Annotated in this window: 10 protein-coding genes; 3 read left to right on the top strand and 7 right to left on the bottom strand. The window is 65.7% G+C overall.

Annotated features, from left to right (window positions below):
• Window positions 1-33 precede the first annotated feature (33 nt).
• Together JOF29_RS29565 and JOF29_RS45605 are read right to left on the bottom strand one after the other, a co-directional pair.
• On the bottom strand, window positions 34-180 hold the full coding sequence (locus tag JOF29_RS29565) for a hypothetical protein (protein ID WP_209697681.1): 147 nt from the start codon (window positions 178-180) through the stop codon (window positions 34-36).
• 181 nt (window positions 181-361) lie between these two features.
• A complete protein-coding gene (locus JOF29_RS45605) occupies window positions 362-1,504 on the bottom strand; it encodes an RHS repeat-associated core domain-containing protein (RefSeq protein WP_307863756.1) in 1,143 nt (380 codons plus the stop codon).
• 233 nt (window positions 1,505-1,737) lie between these two features.
• On the opposite strand from JOF29_RS45605, the gene JOF29_RS29555 reads away from it, so the two are divergent.
• Window positions 1,738-1,998: a hypothetical protein gene (locus JOF29_RS29555; protein ID WP_209697680.1), complete on the top strand. Its 261-nt coding sequence runs from the start codon at window positions 1,738-1,740 to the stop codon at window positions 1,996-1,998.
• Between the two features lie 947 nt (window positions 1,999-2,945).
• On the opposite strand, the gene JOF29_RS29550 is transcribed toward JOF29_RS29555, so the two are convergent.
• Window positions 2,946-5,057: an RHS repeat-associated core domain-containing protein gene (locus tag JOF29_RS29550; protein WP_245359585.1), complete on the bottom strand. Its 2,112-nt coding sequence runs from the start codon at window positions 5,055-5,057 to the stop codon at window positions 2,946-2,948.
• 108 nt (window positions 5,058-5,165) lie between these two features.
• Here JOF29_RS29550 and JOF29_RS43730 point away from each other — a divergent pair, with 108 nt between their 5' ends.
• Window positions 5,166-5,552 (top strand): hypothetical protein, encoded by a 387-nt coding sequence (locus JOF29_RS43730; protein ID WP_245359583.1) that lies wholly within the window; start codon window positions 5,166-5,168, stop codon window positions 5,550-5,552.
• A gap of 11 nt (window positions 5,553-5,563) precedes the next feature.
• A complete protein-coding gene (mobF, locus tag JOF29_RS29540; RefSeq protein ID WP_209697677.1) occupies window positions 5,564-9,136 on the top strand; it encodes a MobF family relaxase in 3,573 nt (1,190 codons plus the stop codon).
• 471 nt (window positions 9,137-9,607) lie between these two features.
• Here mobF and JOF29_RS29535 read toward each other — a convergent pair whose 3' ends face one another.
• From JOF29_RS29535 to JOF29_RS29520, 4 genes are all read right to left on the bottom strand, one after another.
• Complete coding sequence (locus JOF29_RS29535; RefSeq protein WP_209697676.1) at window positions 9,608-10,000, bottom strand: hypothetical protein; 393 nt, start codon at window positions 9,998-10,000, stop codon at window positions 9,608-9,610.
• On the bottom strand, window positions 10,000-16,506 hold the full coding sequence (locus tag JOF29_RS29530) for a DNRLRE domain-containing protein (RefSeq protein ID WP_245359582.1): 6,507 nt from the start codon (window positions 16,504-16,506) through the stop codon (window positions 10,000-10,002). Before JOF29_RS29530 ends, JOF29_RS29535 begins: the two co-directional genes overlap by 1 nt.
• Before the next feature lie 478 nt (window positions 16,507-16,984).
• On the bottom strand, window positions 16,985-17,353 hold the full coding sequence (locus JOF29_RS29525) for a hypothetical protein (RefSeq protein ID WP_209697675.1): 369 nt from the start codon (window positions 17,351-17,353) through the stop codon (window positions 16,985-16,987).
• On the bottom strand, window positions 17,350-19,083 hold the full coding sequence (locus tag JOF29_RS29520; protein WP_209697674.1) for a type IV secretory system conjugative DNA transfer family protein: 1,734 nt from the start codon (window positions 19,081-19,083) through the stop codon (window positions 17,350-17,352). The genes JOF29_RS29525 and JOF29_RS29520 overlap by 4 nt, the downstream gene beginning before the upstream one ends.
• Between the last annotated feature and the right edge of the window lie 5 nt (window positions 19,084-19,088).

Genomic DNA, 19,088 nt, shown 5'->3' with positions numbered 1-19,088 from the left:
GCGAGCAGGCATAGCAGCAGCGACGGTCTGGATCTATTTCCCGCTGTGCTCGTGTCGAGCCGTGAACAACTGGTAGAGACCTACTAGCAGTGGGACCGCTCCGGCGGCGACGATCGGCAGTGCTGAGATGCCCAAGACTGGAATGTCCTTGGCGATCAGCACAACACCGACGACGATCATGACGGCACCTACAACGACGCCCTGCCAGCCTCGGGCTTTGCGACCGGTCATCTCGCTGCCTCTCAATCGGTGGCCCAACCCCAGTGAATGTACTCGTCGTATGTTTCCGGATTCGGGTTCTCCTCGCCGTTATAGCAGTCCCTGGTCGCGGCGAGGCCGATCGCGGTACCACCAGCACCACTCACCCAGGGTCCCGCGCGGCCGATGAGCAAGCCGTAGACGAACCCAAAGAAGGCGCCCTGGTAGTCGCAGGGGTGAGGTTATACGTCACCTTGTATGGGACGCCCCACCCTCGCCCGCCGTGGTACCGGACGCTGCCGTAGTAGCTGTAGCCATGGTGGCGGTGGTGGCGGTGGTGGTGCCGTCGTGAGTGCCTGTAGTGGTGTGTCCTGTGGTGTGTGCGCCGCTTCTTGACGTGCTGCTTGATCGGACGTGGTGACGGTCCGAAGCGGGAGCCGCCGTCCCATTCGCGTTTTCCGTCGAGGTCGAAGCTGTTCTGGGGGTCGGTTGGGTAGGTGTAGGCGTTGGCGTTGCCGCCGGGGACCGGGTCGGTGGAGGTGAACAGCCCGGTGGCCGGGTTGTAAAGCCTGACGCCCATGAGGGTGAGGCCGGCGCCGCTGACCGCGCGTTGCTTTCCGCCGAGCCAGGCATAGTCGACGACGCCGGTGTCCGCAGTGGAGCTGGTGGCATTTCCGGATTCGTCGTAGTTGTTCCAGCCAGCTATGCCGGCCGCGGGGGTTCCTGCCGAGGGCAGGCCTACGGTCGTCACGACGTCACCGTGGGGGTTAGCGACCGTCAGGTCGGCGGCCCCGGTTTGGTCGACTGTCAGGGCGAGGTCGCTGCCGATGAGTTCGGCGTAGCGCTGGGTGGTGGCGCCTTGGGTGACCCACGTGGGGTTGTCCGAGGTGTCGGTGTAGTGCCGGACGGTGTCGACCGAGCCGGAGCCGCTGCTGACTGACTCGGTGGCGCGGCGGTCGAGTGCGTCGAGCGTGTAGGTGGTTGTGACGCCCGCCTGGGTGATGGTGCGGGCGAGGCCGTTGTCGTAGTACCCCAGGGCGATGTTGCCATCACCGGGTCGTGGTGCGTCCGAGGCCGGGATGGTCGTGGCGCGTCCGAGCACGTCGTAGGCGTAGTTGCCGGTTCCGCCGGCGCCGGTGATCGGGCGGTCGGCGGTGTCGAAGGCCCGGGTGGTGGTGGTCGCGCCGGTCGTGGTGCAGGAGCCGTCAGCCGCCGCGGGCGCGGTGGCTTTGGTGAGACGGTTGTCGTTGGCGTCGAAGCCGTAGGTGCGGGTGACGCAGGCCGGCGCCTGGGTCGGATCCGTCACGTCGACCCCAGATGCCGAACGCGAAACGCCGCCGTCGGTCAGTTATGCGATCCGGGCCAGGTCGCCGACCCGTTGCCTCAGGTCGCCGTCCACGAACTCACCCGGACCGGGTGGCGCTGGGGACGCACGGCGTACAAAACCGGCTGGCTTTGCCCACAGCGCTGCGCGCCGACGCCCACGAGTCACACCCGAGGAACTGCGTAACCGGGGATACAGCGGACCCGGCAGACCGGGTGGCGACTGCCCGCCGGCACAGTGGTCGGCGACCGTACGTCGCGCTTCGGGAACCCTTCACCGTCCAGACGATCCTCGCCGGGCACCACGCGCGCGGCGTCACCCTGACCGATGTCGACACGGCGGCGATCGCGGGCACCGGTACGCCGCCCTGGCTCGACGGCGCCGGGCTCGCCGACGTGCGTTGCGTCAGGTCGAGGCCGGCGGCCTGCTCAGTCCCGGACCGCACGCTCCGTCTAGGAGACCGGACGCACTCATGACCCGTTTGCTGTACGGCGGCCGCTGATTTCGTTCTGCTCGCTACTCAGCCAGCCAGCGAACGACTCGAGATCTGTGATGTGATCTGTGCTCACATCGATGTACCCATGCGGTTTGTCTCCGGACAGCCTGACTGTTGGATATCCGATCGCTAGGAGCCGCCGAGTCGCGGAAGACGGACGCAGTTCAATGCGCCTTACCTGTTTCCAGGTCAGTTCGCACCCGCCTAGGTCTATGCCGTGCAGGTTGATCGTCAGGACCGGACGACCGGTGGCGAGTCCATAAGTCGCCTTCGCAGCGGATGCTGCGAATATCAGTAGGGCCGCAAGCCCGACATAGAACACCAAGGTTCCCCCAGTCACCATGGTCACCGGGCGGTGTATTCGTGCCTGCGCCGATTCCTGTCACGATCGCGCCCGCGACAGAGCCACTGAGTCGCGCCCACCGCCGCCGGGCGCGGGGCGGGACGTGGAGCGTCCCACCGGCCTCCATCTCAGCCGTCCAGGCTGCGTAGACGTCGGGTTCCCTCAATCGAACTCCACTTCAAAGGGCCCCTTGTTTGGGGGTGTGCTCAACGCCGACCCATCACTCTATCCGAACGCCGCGTGTGCTGCGCGATGGTACTGAATCTCGTGGTCCGTCCTGAAGACCGGACCACGAGAGTCAGACCCTGTCCGTCGCGTTCTCTCAAGAGGATCGGCGACTTCCTGCTTTGCTACTTCGCCGCACCCCTGCGCCGCCTCATATTCTCCAAATGGATTCCGATCCGGGCCGCCAGTGCACCAGTGGGAATACCGATCGCAATCATCAGCAGAGTTCCCCAGCTGAGAATCGGGTGATGGTCACCATGAAACAGCGCCACGAGAACGAAAGGACCTCCGAGGCAGCAGATGATATACCTGGATCTCCGCTCTTCCCTGGATAGTTGCGCGCGCTTATTCAACCCTGCTCACCAACCCTTGAAGAATCCATATATTGCTCCACTAATTCCGCCGTACGCTCCCATGTACTCGCCGCCTGCAATTCCTAGAGCGATACAGCCCTCGCCCACAACTACGAGGCCGACAAAGCAGCCTGCACCGAGGCCAGCCCCAAAACCGTACTCAACTCCCTTCAGCCCGTAGTGCCAGGTTCCGCGGAGGCGACGCATACCCCAGTCGTCGCCGTTAGGATCATTCCCAGAGGCGTAGGCCACTGAGTACGAGTACCGTCCGCCACCGTGGTAACCGTAACCGTACCGATGGTGTCTGTGATGATGCCGACGCGAGTGCCTGTAGTGGTGTGACCTGTGGTGCGTGCGCCGATGCTTGACGGTGTGCCGCGTGTGTGCGGCATGCGTCGAGGATCCGAAGCGGGACGCGTTGTCTCCGTCCCACTCGCGTTTTCCGTCGAGGTCGAAGCTGTTCTGGGGGTCGGTTGGGTAGGTATAGGCGTTGGCGTTGCCGCCGGGGACCGGGTCGGTGGAGGTGAACAGCCCGGTGGCCGGGTTGTAAAGCCTGACGCCCATGAGGGTGAGGCCGGCGCCGCTGACCGCGCGTTGCTTTCCGCCGAGCCAGGCATAGTCGACGACGCCGGTGTCCGCAGTGGAGCTGGTGGCATTTCCGGATTCGTCGTAGTTGTTCCAGCCAGCTATGCCGGCCGCGGGGGTTCCTGCCGAGGGCAGGCCTACGGTCGTCACGACGTCACCGTGGGGGTTAGCGACCGTCAGGTCGGCGGCCCCGGTTTGGTCGACTGTCAGGGCGAGGTCGCTGCCGATGAGTTCGGCGTAGCGCTGGGTGGTGGCGCCTTGGGTGACCCACGTGGGGTTGTCCGAGGTGTCGGTGTAGTGCCGGACGGTGTCGACCGAGCCGGAGCCGCTGCTGACTGACTCGGTGGCGCGGCGGTCGAGTGCGTCGAGCGTGTAGGTGGTTGTGACGCCCGCCTGGGTGATGGTGCGGGCGAGGCCGTTGTCGTAGTACCCCAGGGCGATGTTGCCATCACCGGGTCGTGGTGCGTCCGAGGCCGGGATGGTCGTGGCGCGTCCGAGCGCGTCGTAGGCGTAGTTGCCGGTTCCGCCGGCGCCGGTGATCGGGCGGTCGGCGGTGTCGAAGGCCCGGGTGGTGGTGGTCGCGCCGGTCGTGGTGCAGGAGCCGTCAGCCGCCGCGGGCGCGGTGGCTTTGGTGAGACGGTTGTCGTTGGCGTCGAAGCCGTAGGTGCGGGTGACGCAGGCCGGCGCCTGGGTCGGATCCGTCACGTCGACCCCAGATGCCGCCGCGGTGCGGTCGTTGACCTGGATGAGGCGGCCGGCCGTGTCGTAAGTGTAGTGCCGGTCGTAGGGGATGGCGCCGCCGGTCGCGGTGGTGAAGGCGTTGCCGTCGGGGGTCCATTCGTGGGTGACCCGGCCGGAGACGTCATTCTCGAGCGACCAGGACAGCCAGGCGCCGTTGGGATCGACAGTGGTCGAGCCATCGGAGTTGGTGGTGGTCACTTGGCCGGTGTAGCGCAGGCCGATGGGTTCGCCGGTGTTGTCGATGTCGTTGTACTGCGTGACGCCGCCGGGCAGCTTCTGCGTGACGAGGGAGCCGGCGGAGTCGTAGGCGCCGGTGGAGCTCCAGGTGGCGCCGGCGGTGGTGACGTTGACCTTCGTGACGATGCCGCGGTGCTCGGTTTTGCCGTTGGCGTCAGTGCCGTCGTAGGTGTAGGTCGTGGACCCGTTCGCGTCGGTCACACTGGCCACGTCACCGGCAGCGTCGTACGCGGTGGTGGTGCCGGTGTCACCGGATGGCTGGTAGGTGGTCTGGCGTCCCCAGGTGTCGTAGCCGGTGGTGATGGTGCCGGCAACCGTGTTGTCGGCGTTCTTGGCGGTCACGACGGTTGGCTGACCGGTGCTGGTGTCGTAGGTAGTGGTCTTCTTCGTGTTCGGCGTGGAGCCGGTCAGGCCGGTGACGGTGGTTGTGGTGGTGCCGGTGCGGCCGTCCGTCAGGTAGGTCGTCGTAGCGGTGCGGACGACCGTGCCGGAGGTTTCGGTGACGGTCGTCGGCGAGAGCAGGTAGTTGAAGGCCGATGTTGTCGTTGACGGCAAGGTTGGGCCGGCGCTGGGCGCCGCGGCTGGGGAGGTCTTGCAGACCAGGCCATTCTGTCGCCGAAACGCCTTCAAGCAGCCTGACGCGGGCCCAGGCGTTGAGCGTTCATGAGCCACACCGCGATCAGCTCCGACCACATCAGCGATCGAGCGTGCGAACACTGCGCCGTGTCCTTCATCGCCCGTCGATCCGACCAACGGTTCTGCTCGGATCGTTGCCGACTGCGCCATTGGCGCTTGCAGAAGTCAGCTGCTTCCGTGACCACGAATGAGGGCCTCCTAGCCGCGTCGCACGTTCAGGCCGCCCGGCAGATCCTGCTGGGGCTGATCGATGCCGATCCACGGGCTGCTGTTGCCGAACGAGTTCGGGTGGCCTTCGCCGAACTGGCGAAACTCGATCAGGCGATCATCCGGCTTCAGCGTCAGACGCCAGCACCACGGTCAAGCAATCTGGCCCCCGGTGAGCCGTCGGAGAATCGCAGCATCGAGTGCTGACCATCCACCGAATGACTGCCGGCGACGGCTACGTATATCTGCTCAAACACGTCGCCGCAGGCGACGTGGACCGGCGCATGGCCACGTCGCTCACCGCGTACTACGCGGCATCCGGTTACCCGGCAGGTAGATGGTTGGGACGTGGCCTGAGCGGGCTCGGCAACGCTGAGCTCACTGCCGGATTGGAGGTCACCGAGGAACAGATGGCCGCTCTGTTCGGGCGAGCAGAAGACCCGATCACCGGGGCAACGCTCGGCGAGCCGTACCGCACCTACAAGTCACCGAGCGAGAGCGTCGCGGACCAGATACGTGCTCTCGACCCAACTCTCCCCGCAGCACTGCGCGAGCTCGAGATCGAGCAGATACGCAAGGCCGCGGCGCGCAAGAAGACCAAGCACGCCGTTGCCGGCTTCGACCTGACGTTCTCCCCGGTCAAGTCAGTCTCGGCGATGTGGGCCACCGCCGACGTGGGCGTGCAGGAACAGATCGTCCTGGCACACCACGAGGCGATCCACGACGTACTCGAGGTCCTTCAGGACCAGGCAGTGTTCACCAGAACCGGCCACGACGGCGTCGCACAACTCGACACCCGCGGCATCATCGCAACCGCGTTCGACCACTGGGACACCAGGAGCGGCGACCCGCAACTCCACACCCACGTCGTCGTCGCCAACCGCGTCCAGGGACACGACGGCTGCTGGCGCACCATCGATGGCAGAGTTCTGTACGCCGCGGCCGTCGCCTTGTCCGAAGTACACAACACGCTCCTGGCCGACAACCTCAGCCGCCGGCTCGGCGTCACCTGGCAACTCCACGATCGTGGAGAACGCCGATCACCAACCTTCGAAATCGACGGGATCCCGGAAGAACTGATCCGCGAGTTCTCCTCACGCACCGAGCAGATCGAGGCGAACCTCGCCAAGCTCCTGGAACACCGCGCCGACGACTCCGGGCCGCCCAGTCGACGTGAGATGTACGTACTCCGGCAACAAGCAACGCTGATGAACCGGCCGGCGAAACACCTGACGAAACCGCTCGCAGACCTCATGCGCAGCTGGCGCGACCGCGCCGAACGAGTCACACACAAACAGGCCGCCGCCATCATCGAGAAGGTCCTCGACTCAACACCCGACCGGCCACTCATCGCGGCCGGCCTGAGTGCCGAGACAATCCACGCCTACGGCGCGACGACAGTTCTCGCGCTGCAAACGAAGCGTGCGACCTGGACACGGTGGAACCTCCTCGCAGAAGCGTCCCGCCAGACCCGCCTCCTCCGTCTCTCGACCACCCAAGACCGCCTTCAGGTGCTCGAGGCAATTGTTCACGACGCAGAACATCAGTCGATCAGCATCTCTCCGGCCGCGACCTTCACCACACCAGAACGTCGCGCAGACGGACAGAGCATCTTCACCATCCACAACGGCGAGATCTTCACCTCTCCGGTGATCCTAGGAGCCGAGAGCCTGCTCCTTGACCTCGCGGCGAAGCTCGACGCCCCAACCATCTCCGACCGTCGCCTGACGACCTCGAGCCTCAGCGACGACAAGATCCAGGCACTCCAGCGGATCGCGCAGAGCGGTCAGACAGTCGAGGCTCTCGTCGGACCGGCCGGCAGCGGCAAAACCAGCCTTCTCGCCGCTCTCCGAACCAGCTGGGAAGCGCAGCACGGCGACGGATCAGTCATCGCCCTCGCACCCTCCTCGGCCGCGGCAACCGTACTGTCCGACACCCTGTCTCTCCCCGCAGACAACCTCGCCAAGTGGATCCACGAGGCCGTCGGCGTCGCAGCCGATCAACGCCACCGATGGATCAGCGAACTCGAACGAGCAGCACAAGCCGCCGAGACAACCGGCCGCCGACGGCGCCACCGGCGAATCATCGCGGAGCTGGCCCGTGCGTACGCCGATCGCGACCGATGGCACTTCCGCAAGAACCAGCTGGTGATCGTCGACGAGGCGTCCATGGCCGGCACGATGGAACTCGCCACCCTCGCTCGCGAAGCCGACACGGCCGGCGCCAAGCTCCTCCTCGTCGGGGACGACGCCCAACTCGGCGCCGCGGATGTCGGTGGCGCCTTCCGCCTCATCGCGCGCGACACCAACGCGGCCGAACTCAGCGACATCTGGCGCTTCTCCAACCAGTGGGAACGTGAAGCCAGCCTGGAGCTCCGCAAAGGACACCCACAGGTCATCGACCTCTACGCCGCTCACGATCGACTCTCACACGGCTCACTTAAAGACATGGAGGACTCTGCCTATCTCGCCTGGCGACGCGACTCCAACGCCGGCAAGACCAGTCTCCTGATCGCAGCAGACAACGCCACCGTCGCCCGCCTCAACGCCCGGGCACGACTCGACCGCGTCACCACCGGCGAAGTCGAACCAGACGGAATCCCCCTCCACGACGGCACCCACGTCGGCCTCGGCGACCACATCGTCACCCGACTCAACAACCGCCGCCTCCGCATCGGCCGCCGAGGATTCGTCCAGAACGGCAACCGCTGGACCGTCATCCACCGCTGGGACGACGGCTCCCTCACCGTCCAGAACGACGACCTCCAAACCGTGACCCTACCGAGAGCGTACGTCCGCGAATCAGTCCAGCTCGCCTACGCCACCACCGCCCACCGCGCCCAAGGCGCCACCGTCGACACCGCCCACCTCCTCGTCACGGACAAGCTCACCCGCGCCCTCATGTACGTCGGCATGACCCGCGGCCGCCACAGCAACCGCGCCTACGTCGCCACCCACACGACGACCGCCGAGATGCACGAACCCCAGTTCCGGCAAACCAGGCAAGACGTCCTCGAAGCAGTCCTCGAACAAGACGGAATCGAGCGCTCCGCCCACGAGACCATGCGCGCCGAACTCGACAACGCCACCCGCCTCGACCGCCTGATTCCCATCCACGAACACCTCTGCCAGCTAGACGCTCGCGAACGCTACCGCCACGCCATCGCCAACAGCGGCCTCGACCCCATCGACCAAGCCGCCCTCCAATCCTCCCCCGCCTTCGGCCCCCTCATCACCGCCTTACGCCAAGCCGAGCACCTCGGCCTCGACATCCCCACCACCCTCCACCAGACCGTCAACCAGTCATCCCTGACCAACGCCAAGGACATCGCCGCGGTCCTTCACACCCGCGTCGAGCGCCTCATCACACGAACCCAGCGGCGCCTCGGCACCACCTCACCCCCGCTCATCGCCGGCCTGGCCACTCCGGCCGTGAACGTATCCAACCCGACCTACAAGACCGCACTGCACGAGCTCGAGTCCCAAATCTCCCAGCGAGCCGACTGGCTCGCCCATCAAGCCACTTCAACAGAGTGGCACGAGCAGATCACCCACTCGACGCCCGAACCGAACGCGCAACAACACCAGCTGATCCGCGACATCGCCGCCTATCGGGAGTGCTATCGGACCTCCGGCAACCACCCGCTCGGCCCGTCACCGTCCACCTCTGCAGGCAACCAACACGCACATCACCAACTCCTCAACGAGCGCTTGTCTGCATCGCTCACCGTCACACCTACGAGGCCGCCATCCCCTGACAACCCACCGACCTCGAGAACGATCGAGCAGTAGAGCCTGAGTTCGTGGTGCGGCCAAACTAGACAGAGCTCCCGCGCAGGGCGCGCAGACCGCTCTGCGTACTGCAGTTTGCCGCGACGGTCAGCGAGCTGGGTGTTCCGCTGTGCCGGCGCCGAGGGCGGTCGGGGCCGTGGCACGTCAGGCGTTTCGCATTCAAGAGCTTCTTCGAACCTGCAACCATTGGGCCGGGTTCGAGCCAGAGCTGTGCGACCTGTGCGGGATCGTCATCCCGGGCGACACGGCCCTTGAACGGGCTGTTGCCCAACTCCCCGACTGAATAGGGCTCTTCGCAGTTGAGGGGGTAGCGCCGACCGGCGCTACCCCCTCAGCTGCGAAGAGCCCGAATACCCCATACCCTTCGTCTGGACCAAGGCCGCAGACCAGATCCTCGACACCCTCGCCGCCTACTGCACCCGAACTACCGACTGAGGGCACTAGTTCGCTGCCGACCATCTTTACCTCAAGTTACTCAACATTCAGCCGATCGGTGCGAATTTTGAGAATCTTTCGAGCTGCCAGGATGGAGATCAACAGGAGCGGTGTGTCGGAGAGCACGAACGCCAATCTGAAGATCCCCAGAATCAGGCACACAAGGTCGACCACTACGAGTGCGAGAGTTATAAGGCCGAGGTAACGGCTCAGACCTTTTTCATATGTAGCGATGCTCGCTACGGCCACAAGAACGCACAGGCCCAGCATCACGCCGGACGAGACGATCGTTAGTCGCCGAGCCCCAGAGCTCAGAGTTCCTGCCTCCAGGAGGACGGCTTTTAACACCAATCCAAGGCTGGTGCCGCACGCAACGAGCGACCATAAGACCAGTGAGGTCGGCACAAACTTCACGGCATCTTCACTCACTAGGTCCACCTATACCATCGCGAAGAGCCACTCCAGCGATGGATCCATAGTAGGTTGTAATGAACCTTGAATCGAGCTTGCACATACCCAAGATAGACGTTCTTCCCGTAAAAGACCCAATTATTTCTTCGACAGATTACGGACGGCCAGACTCGGAATCGCATCTGCATCATGAGGCCATCGATATTATAGAATATCGCACCTAAATCTGCCTTTAGTCCCTGGACGCCAATCATTGCCCAGGAAATCTTGCCCCCCACGGAGACCACCGTCCGCCAGGGGCCGGCCTCCCAGTGTTCCAGCCACCATTGCTCAATGATGCGGCCTTCCTTGCAACAGCCTGTCAGGTCCACCTGATTTACGGGATCCGCTGGATAGGCGTATCGGTTCGCATTACCACCTGGGATCGGGTCGTCGGAGGTGAAGAGACCTGTTGCCGGGTTGTAGATCCGCTTGCCCATCAGGATCAGTGATCCCGTTGAGGCTTCGCGCTGCTTTATGCCGATCCAACCGTATGCCACGGGCTCGGACGACGCGCCGCCGTTCGTGTGCTCGCCGTACTCGTCGTAGTTGGTCCAGCCGTTGATCGTCGTCGCTGAGCTCGTGGCGGCCGGCAGGTCGACCGTGGTCACGATGTCGCCGTGGGGGTTGGAGAGCCTCAGCTCCGCTGCACCACTCTGGTCGATGGTGAGGGAGAGCTCGTCGACGATGAGCTTGGCGTAGCGCAGGGTCGTGGAGCCCTCGGTGACCCAGGTGGGGTTATCGGAGGTGTCGGTGTAGTGCCGGACTGTCTCGGTCGTGCTTCCGGAGTCCGTAAGTGTCTCGGTGGAGCGCCGGTCGAACGCGTCGAGGCTGAAGGTCGTGGTAGTACCTGCGTTGGTGATGGCGCGAGCGAGGTCGTTGTCGTAATAGGCGAGGGTGATGTTGGCGACCGCCGGTTGTGGCGCGTCTGAGGCGGGGAGTGTGGTGGTGCGGCCGAGAGCATCGTAGGCGTAGGTGCCAGCGCCGTTGGCTCCGGCGATTGGTCGGTCGGCGGTATCAAAGGCGCGGGTCACCGTGGCGGCGCCGGAGGTGCTGCACGAGCCGTCCGCGGCGGCAGGGGCGGTGGACTTGGTCAGCCGGTTGTCGCTGGCGTCGAAGCCGTATGTGCGGGTGACGCACGCCGGGATCTGGGCGGGGTCGGTGACATCGACGCCGGACGAAGCGGCGGTGCGGTCGTTGACCTGGGTAAGGCGGCCGGCGTTGTCGTAGGTGTAGCGGCGGTCGTACGGGATGGCGCCGCCGGTCGGCGCAGTGAACGCGTTGCCGTCTGGGGTCCATTCGTGGGTGACCCGGCCGGTGACGTCGTTCTGCAGCGACCAGGACAGCCAGGCTCCGTTCGGGTCGACTGTGGTCGTGCCATCGGGGTTGATGGTCGTGACCTGACCGTTGTAGCGCAGCCCGATGGGCTCACCGGCGTCGTTGATGTCGTTGTACTGCGTGACGCCTCCGGGCAGCTCCTGCACGATCGGTGCGCCGGCGACGTCATACGCACCTGTGGACGTCCAGGTGGAGCCAGCGGTGGTGACCTCGGCTTTGGTGACGACGTTTCGACGTTCGGTCCTGCCGACGGCGTCAGTGCCGCCATAGGTGTACGCCGTAGTGCCGTTCGGGTCAACTACCGCGGCGACCAAGCCAGCTGCGTTGTAGACGGTGCTCGTCGCGGTCTCACCGGACGGCTGGTATGAGATCTGGCGGCCCCAGCCGTCGTAGCCGATGGTGATGGCGCCGGCGACAGTGCCGTCGCTGTTGCGTGCCTCGATCTTCGTGGCTTGGCCGGTCGCAGGGTCGTAGGTGACGGCCTTCTTGGTGTTGGGTGTCGTCCCGGGCAGGCCCGCGGTCGCACCCGCGATCGAGTTCGTGCGTCCATCGGGCAGGTAGGTCGTTCTAGTGGTACGTACAACGGTGCCTGACTTCTCCTCCACAACCTTTGGTGCGAGTAGGTATGTGAAGGCCTTGGTAGTGCTGGACGGCAGCGTCGAGGGAGATGCGGGTTGGGCGGCTGGATAGGTCGTGCAGCCCAAACCGGCCAATTCGGGCTTCACGCCGCAGTCCGGAAAGTTGGTGTTCGCGGCGGCGGTGTAGTAGACGGTCTTCGTCGTACCGGCATCCGCGCCGGTGGAGCCCGGCTGCCTAGTTTCTACGACTCTGCCTTCGGCGTCGTAGCGGGTGAGTTTGACGATGTCGCCGGTGCTTTGGTCGCCGGAGAAGTCGACATCGGTGATGGTTTTGCCGGGCAGGCTGCGGCTCCAGCCGTCCGCATCGCCTTGGACGGGCGCGTTGTAGTCGGTCAGGGTTTGACCGGTCTTCTCGAGGTCGCCTCCGGTACCGGGGTCATTGACCCACGATGTCTCGGTCGTGGCCAACCGGTACGGCAGCGAGGTGTCCGGGTTGATCCCGCCGTTCGGGGCCTTTTTGTCGAATTCGGTGTGGGTGTGCGGCCGGACCCAGGCGATCGTCCCGTTCTTCAGCGCGGCCCAGCGGGCGGGTCCGTAGGTGTCGGTCACCAGGGTGCCGGCCGGGGTGAGGACGGTGTCGCCTGCTGTGCTCTTGATGTCGGGGTTGTAGACGGTGGTGGTGGCGAGTTGGTCCGCGGCCGCGCCTGTGTCGATGACCGCGCGCAGGGCTCGTTCGTCGAGTTGACGGACTGGGTTGCCTTGGTCGTTGTAGTCGGTGGCGGTGTATTGCCAGTTCCCTGCGCCGTACTTGGCGGTGTTGACGGTGTAGTTGGCTGCGTCGGTGTACTGCAGGTCGGCGTACTGCCAGTCGTCAGCGGTCGGTGCACCGGACCGGACATGGTCGGGTCCGAAGACCGCGTACCCATGTGTGGGGACGGTCTTCTGGTTCCACTTCGCGACCGTCGACGAGGTCAGATCGGGCAGGCCGGCGCCGGACAGCGGCGCGTCGTACACGTACTTGCCCAGCGTCGCGGTGCCGCCCGTCGGGTCGCCGGCGGGACGTGCACGCGTGACGGTGTCGAGCTTCTGGCGGTTGTCGGCGGTGATGTAGATGAACTGGTACGGGACCTGTCCGGCAGACTTGATCGAAGTCAGGTGATTGGCGCCGTCGTAGGTGTACTCCGTCGACAACCCCGAGCGCGGGTCGGTGACCTTGCTCAGCATGGCCGTGGTCGGGTCGTAGGTGTAAGCGGCGACCTGGATCGAATCCATCCCCGGCGCCGGCTGGCCGCTGACGGTCTTGTCGGGGTTGTAGATGTCCAGCCAGGCCTGGCTGATCCGGACCTTGGTCGAGCCGATGGTGGTGTAGCTGAACCGCAGCGCGCGACAGCCGGGGTTCATCCCGGACAGCGGGCTGTTCGGGTCGTAGGTGCCACACATCACGTCAGGCGGCGCGGGCGCGATGATGCGCACGACCCGGCCGGTGCCGTCGTAGGAGAACGTGGTCTTGCCCGCGACCCCGGGCTCGGAGATCCCAGCTGGCCGGAATTCCGCGTCCTTGCCCACGGCAGGTGCGGTGAGCAGGCTCCAGGTCGTCACGGTGCCGTCGTCTTCGGTGTAAGACAGGACCGTCGACGCACCCGAGCCCGTCACGGTCAGCCGAGAACCGTCCTGCGTCGTGTCGTCGTCGACCGGGACCCAGTCACCGGTGGTAAACGCGGCGGTTGTGCGCCGCTGACCGTTAGGCGCCTGGTAGATGAGGGTCGTGCCGTCGCCGTCCATCAAGACGATGGTTCCGTCGAGGCGGGTGGAGTCGATGACCTGTTTGCCGGCGGCACCGGATTCGGCACCGTCGAACTGGGTGCTCCAGCCGTCGCCGAACACGTTGTAGACCGGGGTCCGGGGTGTCTCGTAGGTCATGTGCGACCGGGAGATGGTCAGGTCACCGGTGTAGCCCGGGACCGAGATGTCCGTGGCGGAGACGTTGAGCTCGCCCGTGGACAGCGCGACCTGGCCGGGACCGGCCTCGGCGGTGGGGTACCCGTCACCAAACGCGTGCGGCAGCCGCTGGATCGTCGTGCCTGGTGATTCCGACCAGGTGCATTGCACGGTCTGGTTGTAGGTGAAGCAGACCTGCACGTCGAGCTTGACCGGCACCCGCTGGTTCAGCGTCGTGGGCTGGATGCCCTCGGCATCAGGGTCGGAATCCAGGAAGGCGTCTACCTTGGCGTTGTTGGTGTCCCAGGTCGTGTTCACCAGGACCCCACCGGTCCCGTTATCGACCACGGGAAGATCGGCCCCGTCGTTCCAGCCGACCAGGTCGTCCGCGCCGCCGTACCCGGACACCCGCCACTTGATCTTCGCCGACACCGACGGCGCACTGCCCTTCGGCGGCCCGGCGGCGACGATCGGGATCGTGTCCGCGGTCGTGATCCGCTGGTCGGCCGGCGGCGAGGACATGGAGGCGCTGCCCCAGCCGAGGCGCTGGGTCGCCGTCGAGGAGTAGTTGCCGCCCGGCGTCTGCGCCTCGGCGACGATGGTGTGCAGGCCCTTGTCGCCGGCCTTGAACGTCACCTCGTACTTCGCCACCGCGGGGTCACTCGAGGGCGTGACCTTGACCGCGCCGCTGACATCGTTCGACGGCGGACGTTTGCCGTCGATGAACATCCACAGGTAACCCGGCGCGCTGTACCCAGTCCCCATCGCAGTCACCGTGCATTTCACATCCGCTGTCGGGGTCGCGTCGGTCCAGGTGTTGTTCACGTCATACGGCGCCGGGCACACCACCTTCGGTGTCGCCGGCGGCGCCGCACCGGTGCGCAGCCGTGTCTGGTAGCTCGTCCAAGGGCCGTCGACGCGGCCGTCGTTCGCCTTCGCACGGATGTACAACTGGGTGTTGTCCGGCAGATCACTCAACGGGCGGCAGCCCGCCGTCGTACCGGACGCGTACACCGACGACGTACACGTGCCCACGACCGTGTTCGAGCCGGTCATGAACTCGAATACGTACTTGACCGTGTTGCCGTCCGGGTCGGTCGCCTTCGTCCGCACCCACGGCCGCAGACTCCCCGAGTACATGTACGACGTCGAATCGCCCGGCGCAGCGAACGCCGCCGCTTCGGTCGTCTCCACCGACGCCGGTGCGTTCGGGGTCCGGTTCCAGGTGAACGAGATGTACGGATCCGCCGGCCCGCCCGAGGCGTAGAACCGCTTCCACGAGTTCACATCGGCCTCGTTCGCCGCCACCAAAGCCAAACCACCGGTGTCGTACGCGGCGTTCGACCACGCCTGAGCGAGGCTGGTCATCGGGATCTCGATCCGCCCACCTGGGCACGCCGACGAGAATCCCTTGGTGGCGTTCAGCGACCCGTACACCGACCCCAGCGTGGGCTGGTTGGACCAGCGGGTGGCCGTCGACACCGGCTGCACCGCCCGCACGTTGACGACCGTCGGCGTACAGGAGACGCCGCCGTACTGCCACACCGACAGGAACGACGACACCACGTCCTTGCCCTTGAACAGGGCGGTCGCGAAATTCATGAACGTCCGCTCCGTCTTCGTCCCGTTCATCCCGACCCGCAGATCAATCGTCCCCGACAGGTCATCGGGGTAGGCGGACTGCACCCACGTGTCGAAACTCGGCAGCGTCGTCGACACCGCGTACGTCGGGTCCACCGTCACCGGGAACACCCGCGCCGGATCCATCAGCCAGGCCGCGTCCGGCGCGATCACCAGCGTCGCCTTCCCCGCCGAAGCCTGCTCCACCGACATCTTCACCGGCACGTTGTTCACCGGCATCTGCGTGTGCTCGTCCAGGACCGCGTCCCACATCTGTCCCACCGGGATCCGCGACCGCACCACGTTCCTCGCGTCCACGAACTCGATCGCGCCGTCGGCGTTCTGCCGGGCCGTCAAACCCTTGGTACGCAACGGAATCCGCCACACCGGCGCCGCCGCCGGCCGTTCCTTGACCACCAGGTCAGTCTCAAACCCGGTACGGCGCGCGTCCAGCTTCAGATCAACGCCCGGCTGCACCTCGGCATACGTCGCCTGTGTCCCGTCGACGCTCGGCTCGGGCAGCTTCCACGGCGCCATCCACTCCACCTGGCGGCCCGTGCCCGCGGTCGCCGACGCGAACACACCACCGACTGCCGCGTTCCGCTTCCCCAGCTGCAGACCGTAGCCGTGGCCTCGCGGCGCGACCATCCCGTCGGCCCCCTTCGCCAACGTCAGATCAATCGATTGCCATCCGCCCTTGGCGTCCTTGAACCGGACCGGCGCGGCATGCGCCTCGGTGGTCATCGTGCCGTCCGGATTCGCCCACGTCGTCGAGGTCTCCGAGCGCATGGACTCGACTTCGACCTTCGAGCCCTGGGATCGCGCCGATATCACCGCCGACACCAGGTCCGGCCGCGAATCCACCTTCGCCACCGGCGGCTTCGGATTCGCCGCAGGAGCCGCAACCGCAGGCTCATGCGCCTCTAAGGCAGTCGCCAGCAACGAGAACGACACCACAGCCGCAACAGCACGCGACAGCCACCGCATTCGGGCACGCCGAGAACCAGGCATGACAAACCCACCTAACGCCGGCCCGGGGACAGGCACCGACAACTAGGCGGGTCATCGGGCTGGGCCAGTGACCGCTACATCGCAGCAGATGCTTTGAACGTTACATCGATTGCAACAAGCTGCATCATTCTTGCGCCATAGATATTCTTCCGATGTCGGAGACCATTTACATCGGACATAAATACATTGGGTATTAATGCAATCCTTGACAGCAGTCGGCCCGGCGCATCCACCCCGTGACCTGCTTCCCGAGCCCGAATTGTGGGTTCTGGTCCCTGGGTCCGGTTGGCTTACGGCCCGCGGTCGCTGAGGTTCCGACGGGATGCTGTCGACGGCCAGAGCATCCTCCGGTTCAGGTCTAGCCTCGGAAATATGCGGCAGCGCACTCTGGTGGCCTGGTTCGAACTCGTGGTGGATGAGCGCTTGGCGCAGTCGACGTCTGCAGCAGCGAGCGATGAGTACGGACGGGATCTGCTACTCAGGCCTCGGGCCGATGTTCTGTGCGGGAGCAGCCGAGGCGGGAGGTCCATTCGCGGAGGCGGCGCAGCGCTAGGTCTAGTTCGCGGTGGAAGGCGAGTGGGCTGGAGGGGGCGGCGTCTTCGAGGTAGGAGGCTTCCCAGAGGGTGCGGAGGGCGGAGAGTTCTTCGGTGAGGGCGCCGTGGTGTGACCAGCAGGGTGGGATGACTTTGTGGTCGAGGTTGTAGCGGCCTGCCAGCCATTCGATCCAAGCGGCGAGTCGCTCGAGTTCCTCGGTGGCGGTGGCTGGGTCGAGGTCTCGCCAGCAGATGATGAACGGATCGTTGGTGGGGAGGTCGAAGGACTTGAGGAGGTCGTCGCGTGGGGTCATTCGGGTTGCCTTCTGCGGCGGGTCGATTGCGCGATGCTGGCGTGGATCTGGTCTGCGTCGGGGCGGGCTGGCCATGGGGTCATGTTCAGGAGGATTGGTGGGGCGGTGCGGGCGAGGAGGATGCCGGTGCCGAGTGGGAGGGTTCGGATCACATCGGGTGGGAGGATCGGGATGCGACGTGTACTGGTGGAGATAGTGCGCTTGCCGTCAGGCCCGCGGCTCCAGTTGCGGACCTCTTCGTCACGGTCGCCGCAGACCGCGGCGAGGTCCTGTAGGTCCCGCGGTTGAGCGGAACCGCCAAGGATGAGGCGGAGCGTCGCGGCGTCCCACATTGCGGCGGCTGCCTGCTCACCCCATTTGTCTCGTGCCTGGGCCAGAGACTGGATGACGACGAGGGTCGAGATTCCGGAGCCGCCGCCGTCGGCCATCAGAGACGGCAAGGACGGTACGGCGCACAGGTTCGCGATCTCGTCGAGGATCATGGCCAGAGGCGGCTCGAGGCGACCGCCCGGATTGCCGGCCGCAAGCTGGCGTGCGGTCTCGGTGATGTCTTCCAGAAGAGCCGCAATGAACGCGGACGTGGCGCTCGCGCCGATGCCGGTTCCGAGGAGATAGATAGTGCCCCGGTTGGCGAGGAACGTCTTGGGATCGAGACCTTCGCCCTCGGCCGGATCGAACGACTTGCGTACGGCGGGATCGGCAAGCGCGGAGAGTGCGGAACGCACGCCTGCCCAGACGGCGTCTCGGGTTCGACCGTCCATCCGGACGATTCCGTCAAGGGTGTCGCCCCAGCCTTCGGCGGCATCGATCGACCGGTTGAGGATGGTGACCGCCTCAATGGCTGAGGCCGGCTCGAGGCTCCAGCGGTAGAGCTGCGCTACACCGGCACCGTCGATCGCCGCCGCGTGCAGGAGCCCGCGCAGGGCCATTTCCGTTTGTCCATGCCAGAACGCGCCGTCGGACACGCCGCCCTTGGTGAATCCTGCGCCGGCTGCCAGTCCGCTGGCACGGACGATGGCTGTGGTCGGGTTCTCGCAGCCACGGACCGGCGACCAGCGGATGCCGTCGACCTGCCCGAGGCCTTGCGGATCGAAGATCGCGACGGGTCCACGAGTTCGCCGTAGTTCGACCGTGGCGACAAGATTGTCCGGACGGGTGGACGTTGTGACGACTGCACCGGGTGCGTCGATGATGGCGCCGATGATCTGGTGGAGACCTTTGCCGGAGCGCGGCGGTCCGAGTGCGATCTCGGAGTCCTCGACGGATGCCCAGCATTCGCGCCCGTGCGATCGTCCCAGGTACCGTCCGACGTCTGACGGTTCCGGCCGCCGTGCTGCAGGGCGCGCGGACCGGCCGCGGCGCAGTACCTGCCGCCGCCCGACAGCCGCCTCGACGTCCGCGGCCGTCGCGAGCCCAGGACGCTTGGCTACCGACTTGGCTCGACGCGCTCCACCAGCTTGTCGTCTCGCCCACGCGTAGTGGACGACAGCCCCACCTCCGATCGGGATCATCAGTAGCACGGCAAGGACGATCCAATAGAGCCCGGCAGGGAATGCGTGTGCAGGCAGTCCGAACGCTCGCGCCGGGTCATTGGGCTCGGCAACGACCTTCATTGCACCGATCCAGGGAGTGCGTATCCACTCGTGCGTCGTAAGGAGGCTGCTGAGTCCACCAGCGAGGTAGAGGATGCCGGCACTGCACAGCAGTAGCACCCCGCCGACGATCACCATGTCCG

It is taken from the genome of Kribbella aluminosa (assembly GCF_017876295.1).
Lineage (GTDB): Bacteria > Actinomycetota > Actinomycetes > Propionibacteriales > Kribbellaceae > Kribbella > Kribbella aluminosa.
Note: the sequence above shows the minus strand (reverse complement) of the source record. Positions and strands in the feature narration are given on the sequence as shown.